15 protein-coding genes are annotated in these 17,231 nt (G+C 39.9%); 8 read left to right on the plus strand and 7 right to left on the minus strand.

The features are described 5' to 3' along the window. The first annotated feature begins 29 nt into the window (after positions 1-29). From ACLPIE_RS16605 to ACLPIE_RS16630, 6 genes are all read left to right on the plus strand, one after another. Positions 30-2,048: a TonB-dependent hemoglobin/transferrin/lactoferrin family receptor gene (locus ACLPIE_RS16605; protein ID WP_430262827.1), complete on the plus strand. Its 2,019-nt coding sequence runs from the start codon at positions 30-32 to the stop codon at positions 2,046-2,048. A gap of 25 nt (positions 2,049-2,073) precedes the next feature. Further along, complete coding sequence (locus ACLPIE_RS16610; RefSeq protein WP_430262828.1) at positions 2,074-3,123, plus strand: hemin-degrading factor; 1,050 nt, start codon at positions 2,074-2,076, stop codon at positions 3,121-3,123. A gap of 16 nt (positions 3,124-3,139) precedes the next feature. Continuing rightward, the gene (locus tag ACLPIE_RS16615; RefSeq protein ID WP_430262829.1) at positions 3,140-3,961 is read left to right on the plus strand and encodes a heme/hemin ABC transporter substrate-binding protein; all 822 of its coding nucleotides are present in this window, start codon (positions 3,140-3,142) and stop codon (positions 3,959-3,961) included. Next, complete coding sequence (locus ACLPIE_RS16620) at positions 3,958-4,959, plus strand: FecCD family ABC transporter permease (protein ID WP_430262830.1); 1,002 nt, start codon at positions 3,958-3,960, stop codon at positions 4,957-4,959. The genes ACLPIE_RS16615 and ACLPIE_RS16620 overlap by 4 nt, the downstream gene beginning before the upstream one ends. Before the next feature lie 4 nt (positions 4,960-4,963). Then, positions 4,964-5,752 (plus strand): heme ABC transporter ATP-binding protein, encoded by a 789-nt coding sequence (locus ACLPIE_RS16625; protein ID WP_430262831.1) that lies wholly within the window; start codon positions 4,964-4,966, stop codon positions 5,750-5,752. A gap of 305 nt (positions 5,753-6,057) precedes the next feature. Then, positions 6,058-6,270 (plus strand): HEAT repeat domain-containing protein, encoded by a 213-nt coding sequence (locus ACLPIE_RS16630; RefSeq protein ID WP_430262832.1) that lies wholly within the window; start codon positions 6,058-6,060, stop codon positions 6,268-6,270. 584 nt (positions 6,271-6,854) lie between these two features. Here the strand turns inward: ACLPIE_RS16630 and fghA are convergent. The 5 genes from fghA to ACLPIE_RS16655 form a co-directional block, all read right to left on the minus strand. Next, positions 6,855-7,682: an S-formylglutathione hydrolase gene (gene fghA, locus ACLPIE_RS16635; RefSeq protein ID WP_430262833.1), complete on the minus strand. Its 828-nt coding sequence runs from the start codon at positions 7,680-7,682 to the stop codon at positions 6,855-6,857. 10 nt (positions 7,683-7,692) lie between these two features. Next, complete coding sequence (locus tag ACLPIE_RS16640) at positions 7,693-8,805, minus strand: S-(hydroxymethyl)glutathione dehydrogenase/class III alcohol dehydrogenase (RefSeq protein WP_430262834.1); 1,113 nt, start codon at positions 8,803-8,805, stop codon at positions 7,693-7,695. Between the two features lie 17 nt (positions 8,806-8,822). After that, positions 8,823-9,095 (minus strand): formaldehyde-responsive transcriptional repressor FrmR, encoded by a 273-nt coding sequence (gene frmR, locus ACLPIE_RS16645; protein ID WP_430262835.1) that lies wholly within the window; start codon positions 9,093-9,095, stop codon positions 8,823-8,825. A 160-nt stretch (positions 9,096-9,255) separates the two neighbouring features. Beyond that, positions 9,256-10,173: a bestrophin family protein gene (locus tag ACLPIE_RS16650; protein ID WP_430262836.1), complete on the minus strand. Its 918-nt coding sequence runs from the start codon at positions 10,171-10,173 to the stop codon at positions 9,256-9,258. A gap of 298 nt (positions 10,174-10,471) precedes the next feature. Continuing rightward, entirely contained in the window at positions 10,472-10,798 is a 327-nt protein-coding gene (locus tag ACLPIE_RS16655; protein WP_430262837.1) for a DUF1090 family protein, read from the minus strand. A 580-nt stretch (positions 10,799-11,378) separates the two neighbouring features. On the opposite strand from ACLPIE_RS16655, the gene ACLPIE_RS16660 reads away from it, so the two are divergent. Then, positions 11,379-12,482, plus strand: a complete 1,104-nt coding sequence (locus ACLPIE_RS16660) for a fatty acid desaturase family protein (protein WP_430262838.1) — start codon at positions 11,379-11,381, stop codon at positions 12,480-12,482. Between the two features lie 380 nt (positions 12,483-12,862). Further along, positions 12,863-13,807, plus strand: a complete 945-nt coding sequence (locus tag ACLPIE_RS16665; protein ID WP_430262839.1) for an ATP-grasp fold amidoligase family protein — start codon at positions 12,863-12,865, stop codon at positions 13,805-13,807. A 51-nt stretch (positions 13,808-13,858) separates the two neighbouring features. Here ACLPIE_RS16665 and ACLPIE_RS16670 read toward each other — a convergent pair whose 3' ends face one another. Continuing rightward, positions 13,859-15,001, minus strand: coding sequence for an MFS transporter (locus ACLPIE_RS16670; RefSeq protein ID WP_430262852.1), 1,143 nt, complete (start codon positions 14,999-15,001; stop codon positions 13,859-13,861). 592 nt (positions 15,002-15,593) lie between these two features. After that, entirely contained in the window at positions 15,594-17,189 is a 1,596-nt protein-coding gene (gene prpR / locus ACLPIE_RS16675) for a propionate catabolism operon regulatory protein PrpR (RefSeq protein ID WP_430262840.1), read from the minus strand. Positions 17,190-17,231: the final 42 nt, after the last annotated feature.

A 17,231-nucleotide genomic window follows, 5' to 3' on the forward strand; every position in this document is an offset into this window, starting at 1 on the left:
AAATGAAAAACTTTATGGAGTAGCCCAATATGTCCCATGTTTTACGAGTGTCAGTGATAACCAGTGCGATCTTAGGGGTTATAGCAAGCGCACAGGCGCAATCTACTGATATTTCTGCGAAAAAAGATGTCAATGATGTCATGACAGTTTACGCCACAGGGAGTGAACGTGACAGTTTTGAAGCCCCAATGATGGTAACTGTGATAAAAAACGACTCACCTGAAACCAAAACAGCAAACAACGTCAATGATATTTTACGCAAAGTACCGGGGATTGGTGTCACGGGCACGAGTCGAACGAATGGGCAAGATATCTATATGCGTGGTTTTGACCGTAAAGGGATTTTGACCCTTGTGGACGGCGTACGCCAAGGCACCGATACCGGCCATGTTAACGGGACATTCATTGACCCTGCACTAATCAAACAAGTTGAGATCATCCGTGGCCCTTCTGCCCTACTGTATGGCAGTGGTGCAATGGGTGGCGTGATCGCATGGGAAACGGTTGATGCTAAGGATTTATTACGCGATGGCCAAAACCAAGGTTTCCGGGTCTTTACCCAAGGTGCAACAGGCGATCACAGCTTTGGTTTCGGAGGCACTACTTTTGGGCGTAGTGACAACCTAGACGGCTTATTCAGTTTTGTGACCAAAGAAACCGGTAATGTCCGCATGAGTAATGGCGATGACATGAAAAATAAAGAAACTATCGGTAATTTGCTCGCAAAAGGAACATGGCAAATCGATGATGCCCAAAAGTTATCAGGCCAAATGCGTTACTATAACAACGATGCCCATGAGCCGAAAAACCCTCAACAAATCACCAGTGACAGTAAGAATTTAAAAGTTAACCGCACCACTCGCCAACGCGATGTACAAGCCACGTACCAAGTAAAACCCGCTTCGCAAGATTGGCTTAACCTAACAGTCACACCATATTATTCTGAGGTCAACATTACCGCTAAGGGTCAAGGCACTCCTTACGAAGGCCGAACACAAAAAACCTACGGGATGAAACTGGATAACAAAACCCATTTTTACGACCTGCCTGTCGCTGCTCACAATTTAACTTATGGAAGCGAAGCCTATCGTCAGAAGCAAACCCCCTATGCTAATACAACCCAGTTTCCTGATGCAGATATCACCTTTGCTTCTGGTTTTTTACAAGATGAAATCACCCTAAAAGATTTGCCTGTTTCATTTATTGTCGGCACACGTTATGACCATTATAAATCGAAAGCCAAAGGCAATGACGAAACCAAAGAAGGTAAATGGTCATCTAAAGGGGCGGTGAGTATTACACCAACAGATTGGTCAATGCTATTTGCATCCTACTCTGAAGCCTTCCGCGCACCAACCATGATGGAGATGTATAACGATAGCGTTCATTTTCCAATAGGGCAAATCTATAATAAATGGCGTCCTAATCCAAATTTAAAACCAGAAAGTACTCGTACCGCAGAATATGGGTTTGGCTTACGTTTTAATGACTTATTAATGGAAAGAGACAATCTCCAATTTAAAGCCAGTTATTTTGACACCAAAGCCAAAGACTATATCAATACCTATGTAACCCCTAAGCCAGACTTTATAAACCCTGAAAATAACTACACCACCTCAATCAATACCAAACGCGCAAAAATTTGGGGGGTTGATGCATCATTAGACTATACAACCGATTATTTCAGATGGAACTTAGCCTATAACCGAACCACAGGTAAGAACGAATATAACGGTGAATCAATCACATCAATCAAGCCTGAATCATTTACCAGTAATCTCTCTATCCCTGTTGCAAATAGTGGCTTTTCCGTAGGTTGGTTAGGTGAATTTACTCGCCATACTGACTTTAACGAAGCCACTAAAGCGGCACCACAAGCTGGCTATGCCGTACATGACTTCTACGTCAGCTACCAAGGTGACGGGCAGCTCAAAGGGTTAGGAACCAGTGTCGTATTAGGCAATGCCTTCGACAAAGAATATTACTCATCACAAGGCATTCCTCAAGATGGACGTAATGCCAAGCTGCTTGTCAGCTTCCAATGGTAATTCACACAATATTAAGGAGATACACGTGAATTCAACACTTTTCGAGCGTTACCAACAAGCCAAAGCAGATAACAAAGCCAAATACGCTCGTGATCTTGCCGCATACCTAAATGTATCTGAAGCACAACTGCTTCATTGCCGCGTCGGTCATGATAACGCCGTTCGCTTAGACGTGGATGCCCCAACATTACTGACAGAGCTTGCAACCGTTGGTCAAGCCAAAGCGATTACCCGTAACGAGTATGTGGTGCATGAGCAAGTTGGGCGCTATGAAAACGCGACATTTAGCCCTCACGGCGGGTTAATTTTAAACCCGCGAGCGCTTGATTTAAGGATGTTTTTTAGCCATTGGGATAGTATTTTCGCATTAACCGAAGATACCAAACATGGCCCGCGTCACAGCATTCAGTTCTTTGATAAACAAGGTGATGCGCTACACAAAGTCTACACCACTGACGAAACGGACATGACTGCATGGCAAGCTCTGATTAAAAAATACACGACTCAAGACAATGCTGAACTAAACCTCCAACCTGCGGTTCCCTTTACTAACCAACCGGTTAGTGACGAACTAAAACAACAATTAGAACAACAATGGCGTGATATGACCGATGTACACCAATTTTTTGTTCTACTTAAGAAAAACAACCTCAGCCGCCAGCAAGTTTTTGCTGCTGTCAGCGATGATTTGGCTTGGAAAGTTCCTAATGACTCCTTCAATCAGCTGATTAATACCGCCTTTAAAGATCAGAACGAAATCATGATTTTTGTGGGCAACCGTGGATGTGTGCAAATTTTCACTGGTGAAATCAAAAAAATCATGCCATACCAAAGCGAAGGTTCAGACTTAAAGTGGCTAAACATTTTCAACCCTGATTTTACCTTACACATGATTGAAAATGGCATCGCCGAATGCTGGGTAACTCGCAAGCCAACTGATGATGGTTTTGTCACTAGCCTTGAAGTCTTTGATAACCAAGGAAATCAAATCGCACAAATGTATGGGCAGCGTACGGAAGGGACTCCAGAGCAAGAGCAATGGCGCCAACAAGTCACCGCATTACCACGCATTTAAATTCAGGTAACTTATTATGAAACAATGGCTTCTAACAATTGCAACGCTGGTTATGTCTGTAAGTACTTACGCAGCAGAACGTATCGTCACTTTAGGTGGTGACGTAACTGAAATTGTGTATGCACTTGGTGCAGAGCAACAACTTGTGGCTCGTGATAGTACCAGTCTTCACCCAGAACAAGCGACAAAACTCCCTGATGTGGGCTATATGCGTATGCTAAATGCGGAGGGTGTTTTATCTATGCGCCCAACGTTAGTACTAGCAAGTGAGCTTGCGAAACCTTCGATGGCCTTAACACAGATAGAAAAAAGTGGTGTTAAAATTATCAAGGTGCTGGGAAAACCTAGCGTAGAAGCCATTCCTGAAAAAATCGCCACCATCGCTAATGCCGTAAATAAACAGGAACAAGGTAAGCAATTAGTAGAGAAATTTAACCAAGCGCTAAGCCAAGTCGATACAACTCCTATCGATAAAAAAGTCCTGTTTATTATGAGTCATGGTGGCGTTATGCCTCTTGCTGCGGGTCGAAATACTGCTGCAGACAGTATGATAAAAGCAATAGGAGCCCGAAATGCTATGGACAGTTTTGATAGCTACCGCCCATTATCTCAAGAGGGACTGTTATCAAGCCAACCTGACTTAATCGTTTTTACACAAGAAGGTGTTAAGTCATTAGGTGGGGTAGACAAAGTATGGAAATTACAAGGAATGTCAATGACACCTGCTGGAAAAAATAAAGCCCTACTTGTCGTTGATGATGTCGGTATGCTCACTTTTAGTTTGGGTACACCACAAGTCATGCAACAACTACGTGAGGCATTAGAAAAGTCCCAATGAGTCGTTTCAAAAATCCACTTTTAGTGATTATCGTTTTATTTATCGCACTTTGCGGTTTGACGCTTATTGCCTCTAACGCAGGTGCGATAAATTTCTCATTAAAAGCACTGTGGCAGGCATCTGCCACAGATCCTGATTGGCAAATATGGTTAAATATCCGGCTTCCTCGCATTTTAATTGCGATTTTAGTGGGTCTTGCTCTTGCTGTATCAGGAGCTATCATGCAAGGGCTATTTCGTAATCCCCTTGCCGACCCAAGCCTATTAGGGATCAGCAGTGGAGCCGCATTATCTGTTGCTGCTTTTATTGTTTTCTCTATTTCATTACCTAGCGTTATACAAGGTTATGGTCATGTAGCCGCTGCATTCATTGGTAGCCTCGCCGTTTCTTTTGTTATTTTTAGTTTAAACCGTTCATCTAATGGTAACCTTGCTCGCCTACTCTTGGCAGGTATTGCCATTAATGCCCTGTGCATGTCCTTTATTGGCGTTCTTAGCTATATCAGCAATGACCAGCAGCTCAGAACCTTTAGCCTATGGATGATGGGGACATTAGGTAATGTAGATTGGACGTCACTCTCTATCGCGGCTTCGGTCATTTTACCAATTAGCGCGGCCTGTTTAGTGCAAGGTAGCAAACTCAATATTTTACAATTGGGCGATGAAGACGCTCATTACCTCGGATTAAACGTTGAGCGAACTAAATTTGTGCTCTTATTTCTCAGTGCCATGTTGGTAGGTTGTGCGGTTGCAATGAGCGGTGTCATTGGTTTTGTGGGTCTTGTTGTTCCCCATCTCATTCGCATGACACTTGGTCCTGATCACCGCTGGCTTATTCCAGGTTCTGCTATCGTCGGCGCGGGGCTATTACTGGTCGCAGACTCGATTGCTCGAACCGCTGTTGCACCTGCTGAGATCCCAGTTGGTTTACTCACAGGCTTGATTGGTGGCCCCTACTTTTTATGGCTAATTTTACGGCAGCCTTCAGGGAGAATTTAAGCTAATGCCCAATCACACTACCTTATTAGAAGCTCAAAATTTATCTTATAAGATTGATGACAAGACCCTAATCTATGATGTCAGTTTATCAATAGAAAGAGGGGAGATGGTCGTTATTATAGGGCCGAACGGCGCGGGAAAATCGAGTTTATTAAAGTTGCTGACGGGCTATAATACACCAACCCAAGGCGTTTGCTTACTAGAAGGGCGGTCAATTATCGACTGGGAGCATAATGCATTAGCCCGAAAGCGTGCGGTGATGAAACAGCATAGTCATCTGCAATTTGCATTTACTGTAGAAGATGTTGTGGCAATGGGCAGAGCACCTTACGGCTCAGAGCATAAGCAAACGGCTATTGATGAAGCACTATCGCAAACGGGTTGCCAATCCTTACGCTTGCGGGACTATCGTCAGCTTTCAGGTGGGGAGCAGCAACGCGTACAGCTGGCTCGTGTGCTTGCTCAACTATGGCAACCTATAGCGCAAGGGGCTTGCTTATTTCTTGATGAACCCACGTCAGCCCTTGATTTATACCATCAGCAACACAGTTTACGGTTATTACATCAACTGACTCGAGAACGGCCTTTAGGGGTTTGTTGTGTCTTACATGACTTAAACCTCACCGCATTATATGCAGACAAAGTTTTGCTGATTCACGAGGGGAAATTAGTGGCCAAAGGCACTCCTACAGAGGTTTTAACGACCGAAAACTTAACGCGTTGGTACCAAGCTGACCTTGGGGTTACCCTACATCCAGAAAATAAAACACCACACGTCTATTTACGACACTGATTCTGTTTCAACAGCACTTTAGCCAGCCAAGCCTTATCTAAAGTGCTGATTTATTGACCATGTTTTTATATTCGAAATGAATCATTAAAGCCCTCTCTGCTCTACCTGTTATTTTTACGTATTTTATTCGCTAAGCAGCCTGTTTTTTTATCTTCATTTAGATACACAACCAATAATAAAGTTTTTGAACAAAAAATGTGTAAAATAGATATAATATTTCGATTAAAATTCTAAATTTGAAAAAAAATATCAAGTAATTTCACTTAGAATACATGTGTAAAAAAATTTAGCACCAAGGAAACATCATGGAAAAAAATATTATAACAACATTAATTGAGCTAACTTATCGTGGAAATGACGATGTCAAAATAGCCGCAATTTCTGCATTGGGAGACTACCATTCAACCGTTGAGCAACAAAATGCAATTAATCGACTGTTAGAGTTGTGTAAAGATCCAAACCGAGATATCGCCGTGTCAGCAATAAAATCATTGAGTAAATTATCTGGCCATTTTTAGTCCATCAAGCAAATCATTATTCTAGGAAAATCTTTAAATCCGCATTGATTTTATTCCCCCTCCCTTAGCCCCTTGTAAACTACATCGGACATATTGACAGCAATAAACAATATTGCCCATTTTTACCCTTGATTCTTTAATATTCAAAAAGTAACAAACGCTTATGATTAAGCGTTTTTATACATTACACTTTTATTTTATACTGAAAATTACAGTATATTGGAATAAAAAACCAGACTACATTCAGCTAGCGCTCTAATCCACGCAGACCACTTAAGAAAAGACTATGTTATATAGAAAATAGATTATGAGGTCATAAAAACATAACTAGATTGAACAGCAAGAAAAATGATGATGTCAAATGACAGTAATTTCAGCCTTGCGAGATGTAAAGACGCTATCAATTGGGTGGTGACTTGAATTGTGTAAAGGCACAAGTAGGGATATCGCTATCCGTGCGAGCAACGCTATTAGTCAACGTTCAAATTGCACTCTAAATAATCTGTGGAAGTCTTTATGTCATTAATAGAATTGTAATAGAAAGGTGCAGGCCATTATCGCCTACACTTTTCTATCTCTATATTTTACTTCAAATTTTGTGCATGAAATGCAATATGCTCACCGACAAAACTACTAATAAAATAGTAGCTATGATCATAACCATCATGTAACCGTAGAGTATATTTATGCTGCTTTTTATCGCAGATATCCGCCAATAAGCTCGGTTTCAATTGGTCATGTAAAAATGGGTCCGCAGTCCCCACATCAACTAAAATAGGTGGGATAGATGCAGCCTCGTCGAGTAAATGAATTGTATCATATTGTGCCCAAGTCGCTTTATCATCGCCCAAATAAGCCATAAATGCCTTTCGTCCCCATGGAACTTGGGAGGGAGCAACAATAGGTGAAAATGCAGATAAACTACAATAACGGCTCGCATTGCGTAAGCCAATCATTAATGCACCATGCCCCCCCATTGAATGGCCAAAAATAGAACGCTTTTCTGTGGCGGGCAAATGTGCTTCAACTAAAGTCGGCAACTCAGAAACAATATAGTCATACATTCGATAATGACTATTCCACGGCTCCTGCAATGCATTGACATAAAAACCAGCTCCTTGCCCAAGGTCATAAGCATCGTCATCGGCAACCTTATCACCTCTTGGACTGGTATCCGGCGCAATTAAAATGACACCATGAGCCGCCGCATATTGTTGTGCTCCCGCCTTGGTAATAAAATTCTGCTCATTACAAGTCAGCCCCGACAACCAGTAAATAACGGGACAAGCCTGTACTTGCGCTTGTGGCGGTAAATAAGCAGCAAACCGCATTTCACAGCCTAAAACCGCAGATTGATGTTGATAAACATCCTGCCAACCACCAAAACAGGCATGGCGCTCAATTCTCTCCATCAAATGCTCCTTATTCGTAATGAATCACTGTGCGAATCGACTTACCTTCATGCATTAAATCAAAGGCTTCATTAATGCTATCCAGAGGTAATGTATGAGTCACAAACGGTGATAGCTCAATATCCCCTTTCATCGCATCTTCAACCATTTTAGGTAACTGACTGCGCCCTTTTACACCACCGAATGCTGTACCGCGCCATGAACGCCCCGTGACCAGTTGAAATGGACGTGTTGATATTTCCTGACCTGCACCAGCCACGCCAATAATAATCGATTGCCCCCACCCTCGGTGGGCGCTTTCTAATGCTGCACGCATAACATTGACATTACCAATACATTCAAAGGTATGATCAACCCCCCATTCCGTCATTTCAACTAATACTTGCTGAATAGGTTTATCAAAATCATTTGGATTCAAGCACTCAGTGGCGCCAAATTGGCGTGCTAAGTCAAATTTAGATGGATTCGTATCAATTGCGATAATACTCCCCGCTTTTGCTTGTCTTGCGCCTTGGATCACCGCCAAACCAATGCCACCTAATCCAAATACCGCAACAGAATCACCTTCTTGTACTTTTGCTGTATTATGAACAGCACCAATCCCTGTTGTAACGCCGCATCCTAGCAAACAAACTTCTTCATGGTTTGCCTCTGGATTAATTTTGGCTAAAGACACCTCTGCCACTACGGTGTATTCACTGAATGTTGAACACCCCATATAGTGATAAACTGGTTGACCGTTATATGAAAAGCGCGTTGTCCCATCAGGCATCACACCTTTACCTTGTGTTGCGCGAACAGAGACGCAGAGATTAGTCTTACCTGACTCACAAAAAACACATTTTCCGCATTCTGCAGTATAAAGTGGGATGACATGATCCCCAACACTAACACTCGTTACACCTTCCCCCACTTCGACCACCACACCGGCTCCCTCATGACCGAGCACGACAGGGAATAACCCCTCAGGATCATCCCCTGATAACGTAAAAGCGTCAGTATGGCACACGCCTGTGTGACTGATCTTAACCAGAACTTCGCCAGCCTTAGGTGGCATAACATCAATTTCAACAATTTTTAGTGGCTCACCGGGACCAAATGCGACTGCGGCACGTGATTTCATCGTTATTCCCTCTTTAGTTATCGCAAATATGTTCGAATTAATGAGATAGCATCATCAACAGACTCTTTCTGTAACGGTGTTGTTGCAGACTCCTGAAGCCCTTCTCGTAAATGACTCTCTAACACCCCGGCCATTAGTCCATTTACTGCACCACGGATCGCCGCAATTTGCTGCAAAATAGCAGCGCACGCAACTTCATCTTCAAGTGCGGACTCCAGTGCTAATAACTGGCCCTTTATTTTTCTGACACGGGTCAGAACAGCTTTCTTTTCTTTTGGCGAATGCGGCATACTCTAGCCCCTTCAATATACATAGGGGGAGTATAGTATTGATAGGGTTATCTGTACAGAATTAACATTTTTTTCACTAAAGAAATTAAAAATAGAATGATTAATCGGGGATATGGTGGCAGCACATATCCTTGCCCTGCCACAAAATAAAGCCAAAAATTTATAATAAATTAAAGTACTTATCGGGTTGATTGATCGGGGGAAGTGGTCGAATATCTAACATATCAAGGGCATTTCGCTCAATACTGTTACAAATCGCATTCAAAGAAAGGTCATTAGCTGATGTTCCAAAGGGATCTTCTAATTCTTCTGCTAAAGAGTCCCAAGCTAAAAATGTATAGGAAATGAATACTGAAACAAAGGGGGTCATATAATGCAAGTCAACCACCAGTGCAAATGGCAATAAGGTACAAAACAAATACACCGTACGTTGCAAAATTAACGTGTAAGCAAATGGTATTGGCGTATTTGATATTCTCTCACAACCCCCTAGTACCTCAGACAACGCATTGATGTCTTTATTAATCGATTGAAATAAAACGTCACTGATAATTTTATTATCACGTAACTCCCCTACTTTTAGACCAATTTGCAGTAGTATGCGGCTAGTAGGAAATGGGCTACGTATGACTTCATCAAAAATATGGCGGGGCAACAACCGATATAAGTCGACAATGGGGCTAGTCTTTCGTAATTCGTGCTTTAAACTCCAACCAAAAGCAATCAATAAATTGGCAAATTCCTTTTGCGCAGCCTTATCATTAGGTAATAATCCTTTAATATTTCTTAGGATATTTCTTTGATTAATTAACAATGAAGCCCACAATGTCCTCGCCTCAATCAAGCGGCTATAGCAGGCGTTGTTGCGAAAACCTAAAAATATTGCAATAGCAATCCCTAATAAACTAAAAGGTGCGATGGTCAGATGAATACCTAATTGCTCGTACCATTGAAAACTCAATACAGCAACTAATGACATCATGATATTTAAAGAAAGGCGAAATGTGATTTTAGACAGCACAGAACCATGCCAGTCGAATAAACGAAAGAACCAGTGTTGATGCGGGCGAATGTCCATAATGTGATAAATATATTGTTAATGAAACGACATTAACTCATTATTTCATTTATCAAACTGATAATCTACAGATAAAGGCCTGTTAACATTGTCAACAAAGTAACGGATAAAAAGAAATACTTCCTATAAAAACAAGCGGATAAAATCTATCCATTATTAATAAACTCGCTAAAGAGCATTCAAATGACACTCTTTAGCGACATTCCAATCGATGATTTATATGTTAATTTAATTAGATAAGCGGTAAAAACACACATAAATCATCTTAACATCAATGCATTATCATAAATTTTAATGACTAACTTTTTAGCGCTTTTAAACGCTCAACTTCATCTCGTAATGCATCAATTTCTTTCTCTAGCTGATGAGTTTCATTGAAATCATAATATTGATTAAGCTTTGTAGGCCCTGTAGCCCCTGAATAGTGATCAACACAATTATTTTTCACATTAGAAATCGCACGTTCTAAACCTGCTACTCGATAGCGGTTTCCATACGCCTTAGCATATTTCAATTGTTTTTCTAATTGGTATAATTTGTTGTCACAACCATAATATTTATAGCCCGCTTGGGAAGATAATGGAATGAATAGTATCGATAAGGTTATTAACAATACCTTTTTCATTTTAATTCTCCTAGTCAGAAAATAATTTAACCGCTACTATTTCATCACCTTTAAATATTATTAATATAGGTAACCTCCTAATTTGGCTTAAGTCAATAAAATATAACGATAGAAATCTTTGTTAATGAACAAAATGGTAACTATCATTTATAATTAATAACTAAAATAAAATGTAAACACTTTTACAGATAATTTATTACAGACAGACACATTTTTCACTGTTATCTTATGTGCTAAGGACTATTCTACAAGGATGTAGCACTAAAGTCGGTTTTATCCGCAGTTTTATACCTAGCTTTCATACCTAGCTACGTAGTGTAGCCATCATAATTTTATTATTTACTTCTTCCTTTCTCAAACATACATCAGCCTAGCAAACCGTTCTTAGGTTAAAAAGAATTTCTATTTTTCACAATCTACCATCGATTAAATAGCCAAATAAAAAGTTATTACTATTATATTTAAGAATACTCTAGAATAGCTAAGACCATACCATGAATGAGTTTTTTATTTTGCGGCGATTTAGAGAATAACGATATACTGTTTTTCCAGTAAAATATTCTACCTAATGAGATTCGCAATGCAGCATGCTGAATTAGAACTAACATTTGCTGATGGTAACGAGCAACGATTTCACGATGCATTAAAGCGGGAAAGTCAAGCATATCTACAAGCAAAACAAGATCATGTGTACGCCAGTAAAATTGACCTCACAGTAATTGCCTTATTATTTGTGATTGCGATACTAAGCTATCTCCCTACTCTTTTTACTGAATCAACATTGGTTTACACATCATCCTACTTTGTATTCGTATTACTCATCATGCTGCTAAATGTGATAGGCCAACATGATGCTTGCCATAATACATTATTCAAATCACCGTGGAAAAACCGTGTTTTTGGTCGCCTTGTCACCCTACCTTTAGGTTTAGAACCTGAATTTTGGCGCACACGCCATGTTCATTATCATCATCATTATGCCAATATTGAACATTATGATTTAGATACTGAAGAAAATGGCATATTTCGCCAAACTCCTTTTCAACGGTGGCGGCCTTTTATGAAATATCAGCATATTTATTGGCCTTTCGTTGCCTCTTTATCCCTAACATGGATAGCGTTAGTATTTGACTGGTCAGATAGAACAGGTAAGACCCCATTAAAAACCAAAAAAGTACTGGAAGGTAAGCTAGGTTGGGGGTTATTTCTAGGCAGTAAAATTAGCCACCTGATATTAATGCTCGGCATTCCGCTTATCATCGCGTACAACCATGATATCAGTTTAACTACAATATTGATTACCTATCTATTGAGTCAGATGATCGCCTCTATTTTTGTGATTTATTTATTACTTGGCACCCATTGGGCTGAAACTGCGTTTTTTACAGCCCCTGAAGATAAACAAGTCAAACATGGTTGGTATTACCATAATTTTGTGACGGCATGTGATTGGCTCCCTACCCCACACTGCTTATGGCGCTTAACGGGAGGGTTAAATTACCACCTAACTCACCACCTTTTTCCAAACTGGCACCATCGCCATTACCCTGCGTTAGCTAATATTTTGGCAACACTATCACAACAGCACAACATGCCCTATCGCTGTATTAATTACAAACAGTTAGTTGCCGCACAAATCCGTTTTCTCAAAAAAATGGGAAAAGCTCCCTCATCGCTTGACTAACAAAACGCGTAACTGCTGAATACACATAGCGAGCCCTATTTACTACATATTCTAAATAATATTTAGAATATGTAGTACTTAAATACTTTCTTGAGATTTAATTCCATCTACTTTGCCACTTTATTTAACCTAAATTCCCTTACTATCCGTGATCAATAATTAAAACGTTTGATTTAATTATTGATATAAAAACATACCAATAATTATGTATTTTTATACAAAATAGCGATCATTTATCATTTGTTTACTATTCATTTATTAATAAAACATTAAATAGGTCGTTACTTTTATTGATGTTCTATTTAAGTTATTAAAAATATAATCAAAGAAAAATTATATTCCAAATTACACACTACAATTTTAGAATGGTTGACGCTCTCATGAAAAAAGCAGAGTATTTTATTAAAAAACTACGCACACTCATAATTAGTGATAAGTCATATCTCACTAAAAAATTCACAAAAAAACTCAATTATCGTCCTGATTTTAAAGCACCTAAAAGTTTTAATGAAAAAGTAAACTTTAGAATGCTACGTGATAAAAACCCGCTACATGCGCAATTTGCCGACAAAATAGCAGTTAGAGATTATATATCCCGTACAATTGGAGAGGAATATTTAGTTCCTATAATCGCTTATTATAAAAATGTCGATGAAATCAATATAGATAAACTACCTGAACGTTTTGTTTTAAAATGCAGTCACGATAGTGGCAGCAGTGTTATTTGTCGTAATAAAGCACAATTTGACTGGCTAAAAGCTAAAAACAAACTGGCGCTTCATTTAATCAAAAACCTCTACTATATTACTCGAGAACGTCATTATAAAAATATTCCAGCACAAATTATTTGTGAGGAATATATTGATTTATTCGCCAATAAAAATCGGAAATTAATCCCCGAAACATGCAGGGTTCACTGCTTCTCTGGTAAACCTGTGTACGTAGAAGTTGACTACACAGATAAATTTGGCACTGAATATATTAATATTTATGATATCAATTGGCAGTTACAGCCAGTGACTTTTGGCTATCCAAATATGTTAGAACCCGTACCTGAGCCACCATTGTTCAAAGAAATGCTACGGTTAGCAGAAATATTAGTTACGCCATTTGATTACTGCCGAGCTGATTTTCTGATATCTGATGAAAATACGCTCTATTTTAGTGAGCTCACATTTGCCCCTAATGCGGGTAGAACAGTCATTTCACCACTGTCATGGGACTTTAAATTAGGGGAGTTATGGGAGCAACGTATCACGCATTCAGCCCGCTATTCTTCTATAGAATCTAAGCTGGCTACGTCCGGCGTCCTTAAAAAGAAATAATGATAAAAAAAGCTCCGTTTATCAGGAGCTTTTTTTATTGATCCACTAAATTTAGTTAGCTAACACACTGGCTTTACGCCGTAAGCTTGAAATTAGCATATAAATTGCAGTCACTAACAATACAATAAAAAAGAAATCAACCAAGCCATTACGCTGGTTTAAAAACGCCCCAGCGGCAATTGGCCCCATCGCTGAACCAATACTGTAACTAAATAACATCACCTGAGTCGCAGCAACAATATAAGAAGAGTCTAAGCTATCACAAGCGAGTGTAATCGCCACAGGGTATAGAGCAAAAGTAGACATCCCTAATAATGCTAAAGCTACAATCATGACTAAATAATCGCTAGAGATGTAAATGACTCCCATAGCGAAAACGCCAAGTAAAGATACCATTGCTAATAACAAAGTTTTGCTCATCAAAACTGAAAGTTTGCTAACAACAGGCTGAATTAACATTCCACCCAAAATAATTGAAGCCATCAATACCCCTACTTGGTCAGTGGTGAATTGATCTTTTTTCAGTGCTAATGGCATTAACCCATAGATTGTTCCCATGGTAATACCGGAGACCATACAACCAATAATCGCAGGTTTACTTAAGCGAGCAATTTTCTTCAGTGATAACTTTTGGTGTGAACCACTGTCAGGTTGCCCCTGACGCACTAATAAAGGAGGCATAACAGCTAATAGCAATAATCCTAAAACAACCATAAAAGGATATGTGCCATGCGTACCAATCACCCCAATAGCCAACTGTCCAAGAGTCGTTCCGCCATACAATGACGTCATATAAAAACTTAGACGTTTTGCACGTTCTTTCGGGCTATCACCAATTAATAACCAAGACTCAACGACCACAAAAATCCCTGCAACGGCTATCCCTGCAATCAAACGGTTAGGCAACCAAGCCCCAATGTTTGGGGCCCATGGCAATACAACCACCGTAGCCGCTAACATCAATAAGAAGCCAATAAAGGCAAGGCGATGGCCAATTTTTGCAATAATTGGTTCAATCAACATTGACCCAATTAATAAACCAATATAGTAAGCACTCGCAAGCCAGCCGGCATATTGTATGTCGATACCAAAGCTACCCATAGATAATGGGATTAGGCTCATTAAATAACCCGATGCAATAGCAAAAATCGTTAACCCTGCAACAGGAACGAATGCATTGTCGCGTTTGCGCATGATAGTAGTGGACTGATTCACGCCCAACTCTCCAACTAACAAAATAAATAATATGCGCTGCAACTACATCGTAGAATACGACAACATTGTGCTCCTAAAGAAGAACACATTTCGGCGATTAGTGCAGTAGTGAAAAACTAGTGATAAGACTAAGTTGTGCGCAATATAGATCGTTCAATCGCGAAGTTAAAATGAGAAAATCTAATGGTCACTAACAAAATAATTTATGTGAGAAAAATCACGTTTTTCAGTGAGTCAATTTCAGCTAAAAAATCGCCATAAAAACAAAGTAAATATATAAAAATCAAAATATTACAGCAGAACAGACAACAAACCGAGTTGTTACAAATAGACACAACTTAAGTGAAATGGAAAATATTCCAGAAGCACTTAATTACAAAAAAAATTCATTTATCGCTGTGTCCTACCCAATTATATTATCTATACGAAGTAATAGTCGCCTTCTGTTATCGAAACCAAATTATTTGCCATATTTAACACTGAACTCAATTTTATTTCTATTTACTCATAATTTAATATGTTTAAATAAAAACGCAGACAATCATTTTTTAATCGATGATAGATAACACCATTAGGGCTTTAAAGATGCCGAAGAAAGCCGCCGCCAAAGCGTAGTTCGGCTAATCCCTAAATATCGAGCAACCTTTTTACGATCACCATTAAATCGCGCCATAATTTCTGCCAACGTTTCCTCACTTTCATCGCTTATTGCTATTTTAGGCTCTTCATCAGCCTGCCTCTCAGGTGATAAGCTCTCCAACATCTTTTTAGTTATCGCTTTTTCAGGGTAGGCGCTACAATATAATGCAACACGCTCCATTAAGTTCCTGAGCTCTCTAACATTACCCGGCCATTCATAATCTAAGAAAAAATCACGGCTTTTTAAAAGCTGCTGAACACGAAAGGAAGGTAATGGCAACATCAGCCCCGCAAAAGCTAACTTTAATAAGCGCTCTGCTAATACGAAAATATCATCCTCACGTTCATTGAGCGCAGGAATTCGCATTCTAAGTACACCAAGCCGATAAAATAAATCTGCACGAAAACGCCCTTCTTTCACCCAACTATCTAAGTCGCAATGGGTCGCACAAATGACTCTGACATTCACCTCTAGCGGTTTATACCCCCCGATACGTACCACCGAGCGCTCTTCGAGTACACGTAAAAGCCGAGTTTGTAGTGCTAAGGGCATTTCACCAATTTCATCTAAAAATAATGTCCCCCCATTTGCCACTTCAAATAGACCCGCTCGGCCACCACGACGAGAGCCTGTGAATGCACCTTCTTCATAACCAAATAATTCTGCTTCTAATAATGTCTCTGGGATTGCGCCGCAATTCACTGCAACAAAAGGCATCTGCTGTTTGCTACGTTTATGTTGATTAAATAGCATAAACTCATGATGAATGGCCTGCGCCACCATCTCCTTACCGGTTCCACTTGCCCCTTGAATTAAGACTGTTGCATCAGAGCGTGCATACAACATAATGGTTTGCCTAACAAACTCCATTGATAGCGATGAGCCTATTAAGTCATTGATCGTATAGCGAACTTTGGCTGGACTAGCTGGCAAATATTTATCTGGTAATCGCTGATGTCGCAAAGACATCCGGCTCAATTCAATCGCATCAGAAAATGCTTGGCGTATCGTTTGGGTGGAGTAAACAAAAATACCGGTCATTGCCAGCTCATCTGCAAGATCCATAATTAGACCTGCTCCGACAACCACCGTGATCCCCATAGCTTTCAATGCAGCCAGCTGAGCCCTTGCATCTTCAGCCGTCACATAGCTACGTTGTTCAATACACAAACCAAAACGTTGTTGGAACTCATCTAACGAAGGAATAATGCTTTTATAATGAATAATGCCAACTTTATCACTCAACTCCCTAGCCTTAGCCAGTGCTTGCATCACATCAAAACCACTGACCTTAACCATAATCACAGGAACTGAAACATGGCTTTTTAAGTAAGCCCCATTCGAACCAGCACTAATAATCGCATCACAATGTCCTGTTTTTAATCTCTGACGAACAGTTTCTGCAGCCTGCTCGAAACCAATATTCAATGGCGTAATGTCAGCTTGTTCACTAAATTCAGGGCTAATATCACGAAATAGGGTAAATAAGCGAGAAACAGAGATAGTCCAAATAATCGGTTTTTCCACAAAAATAGCCCCTTCTATGATGTTTCATCTACGTTTCAATTA

The sequence above is a fragment of the Providencia sp. Me31A genome, from assembly GCF_050487165.1.
GTDB lineage: Bacteria > Pseudomonadota > Gammaproteobacteria > Enterobacterales > Enterobacteriaceae > Providencia.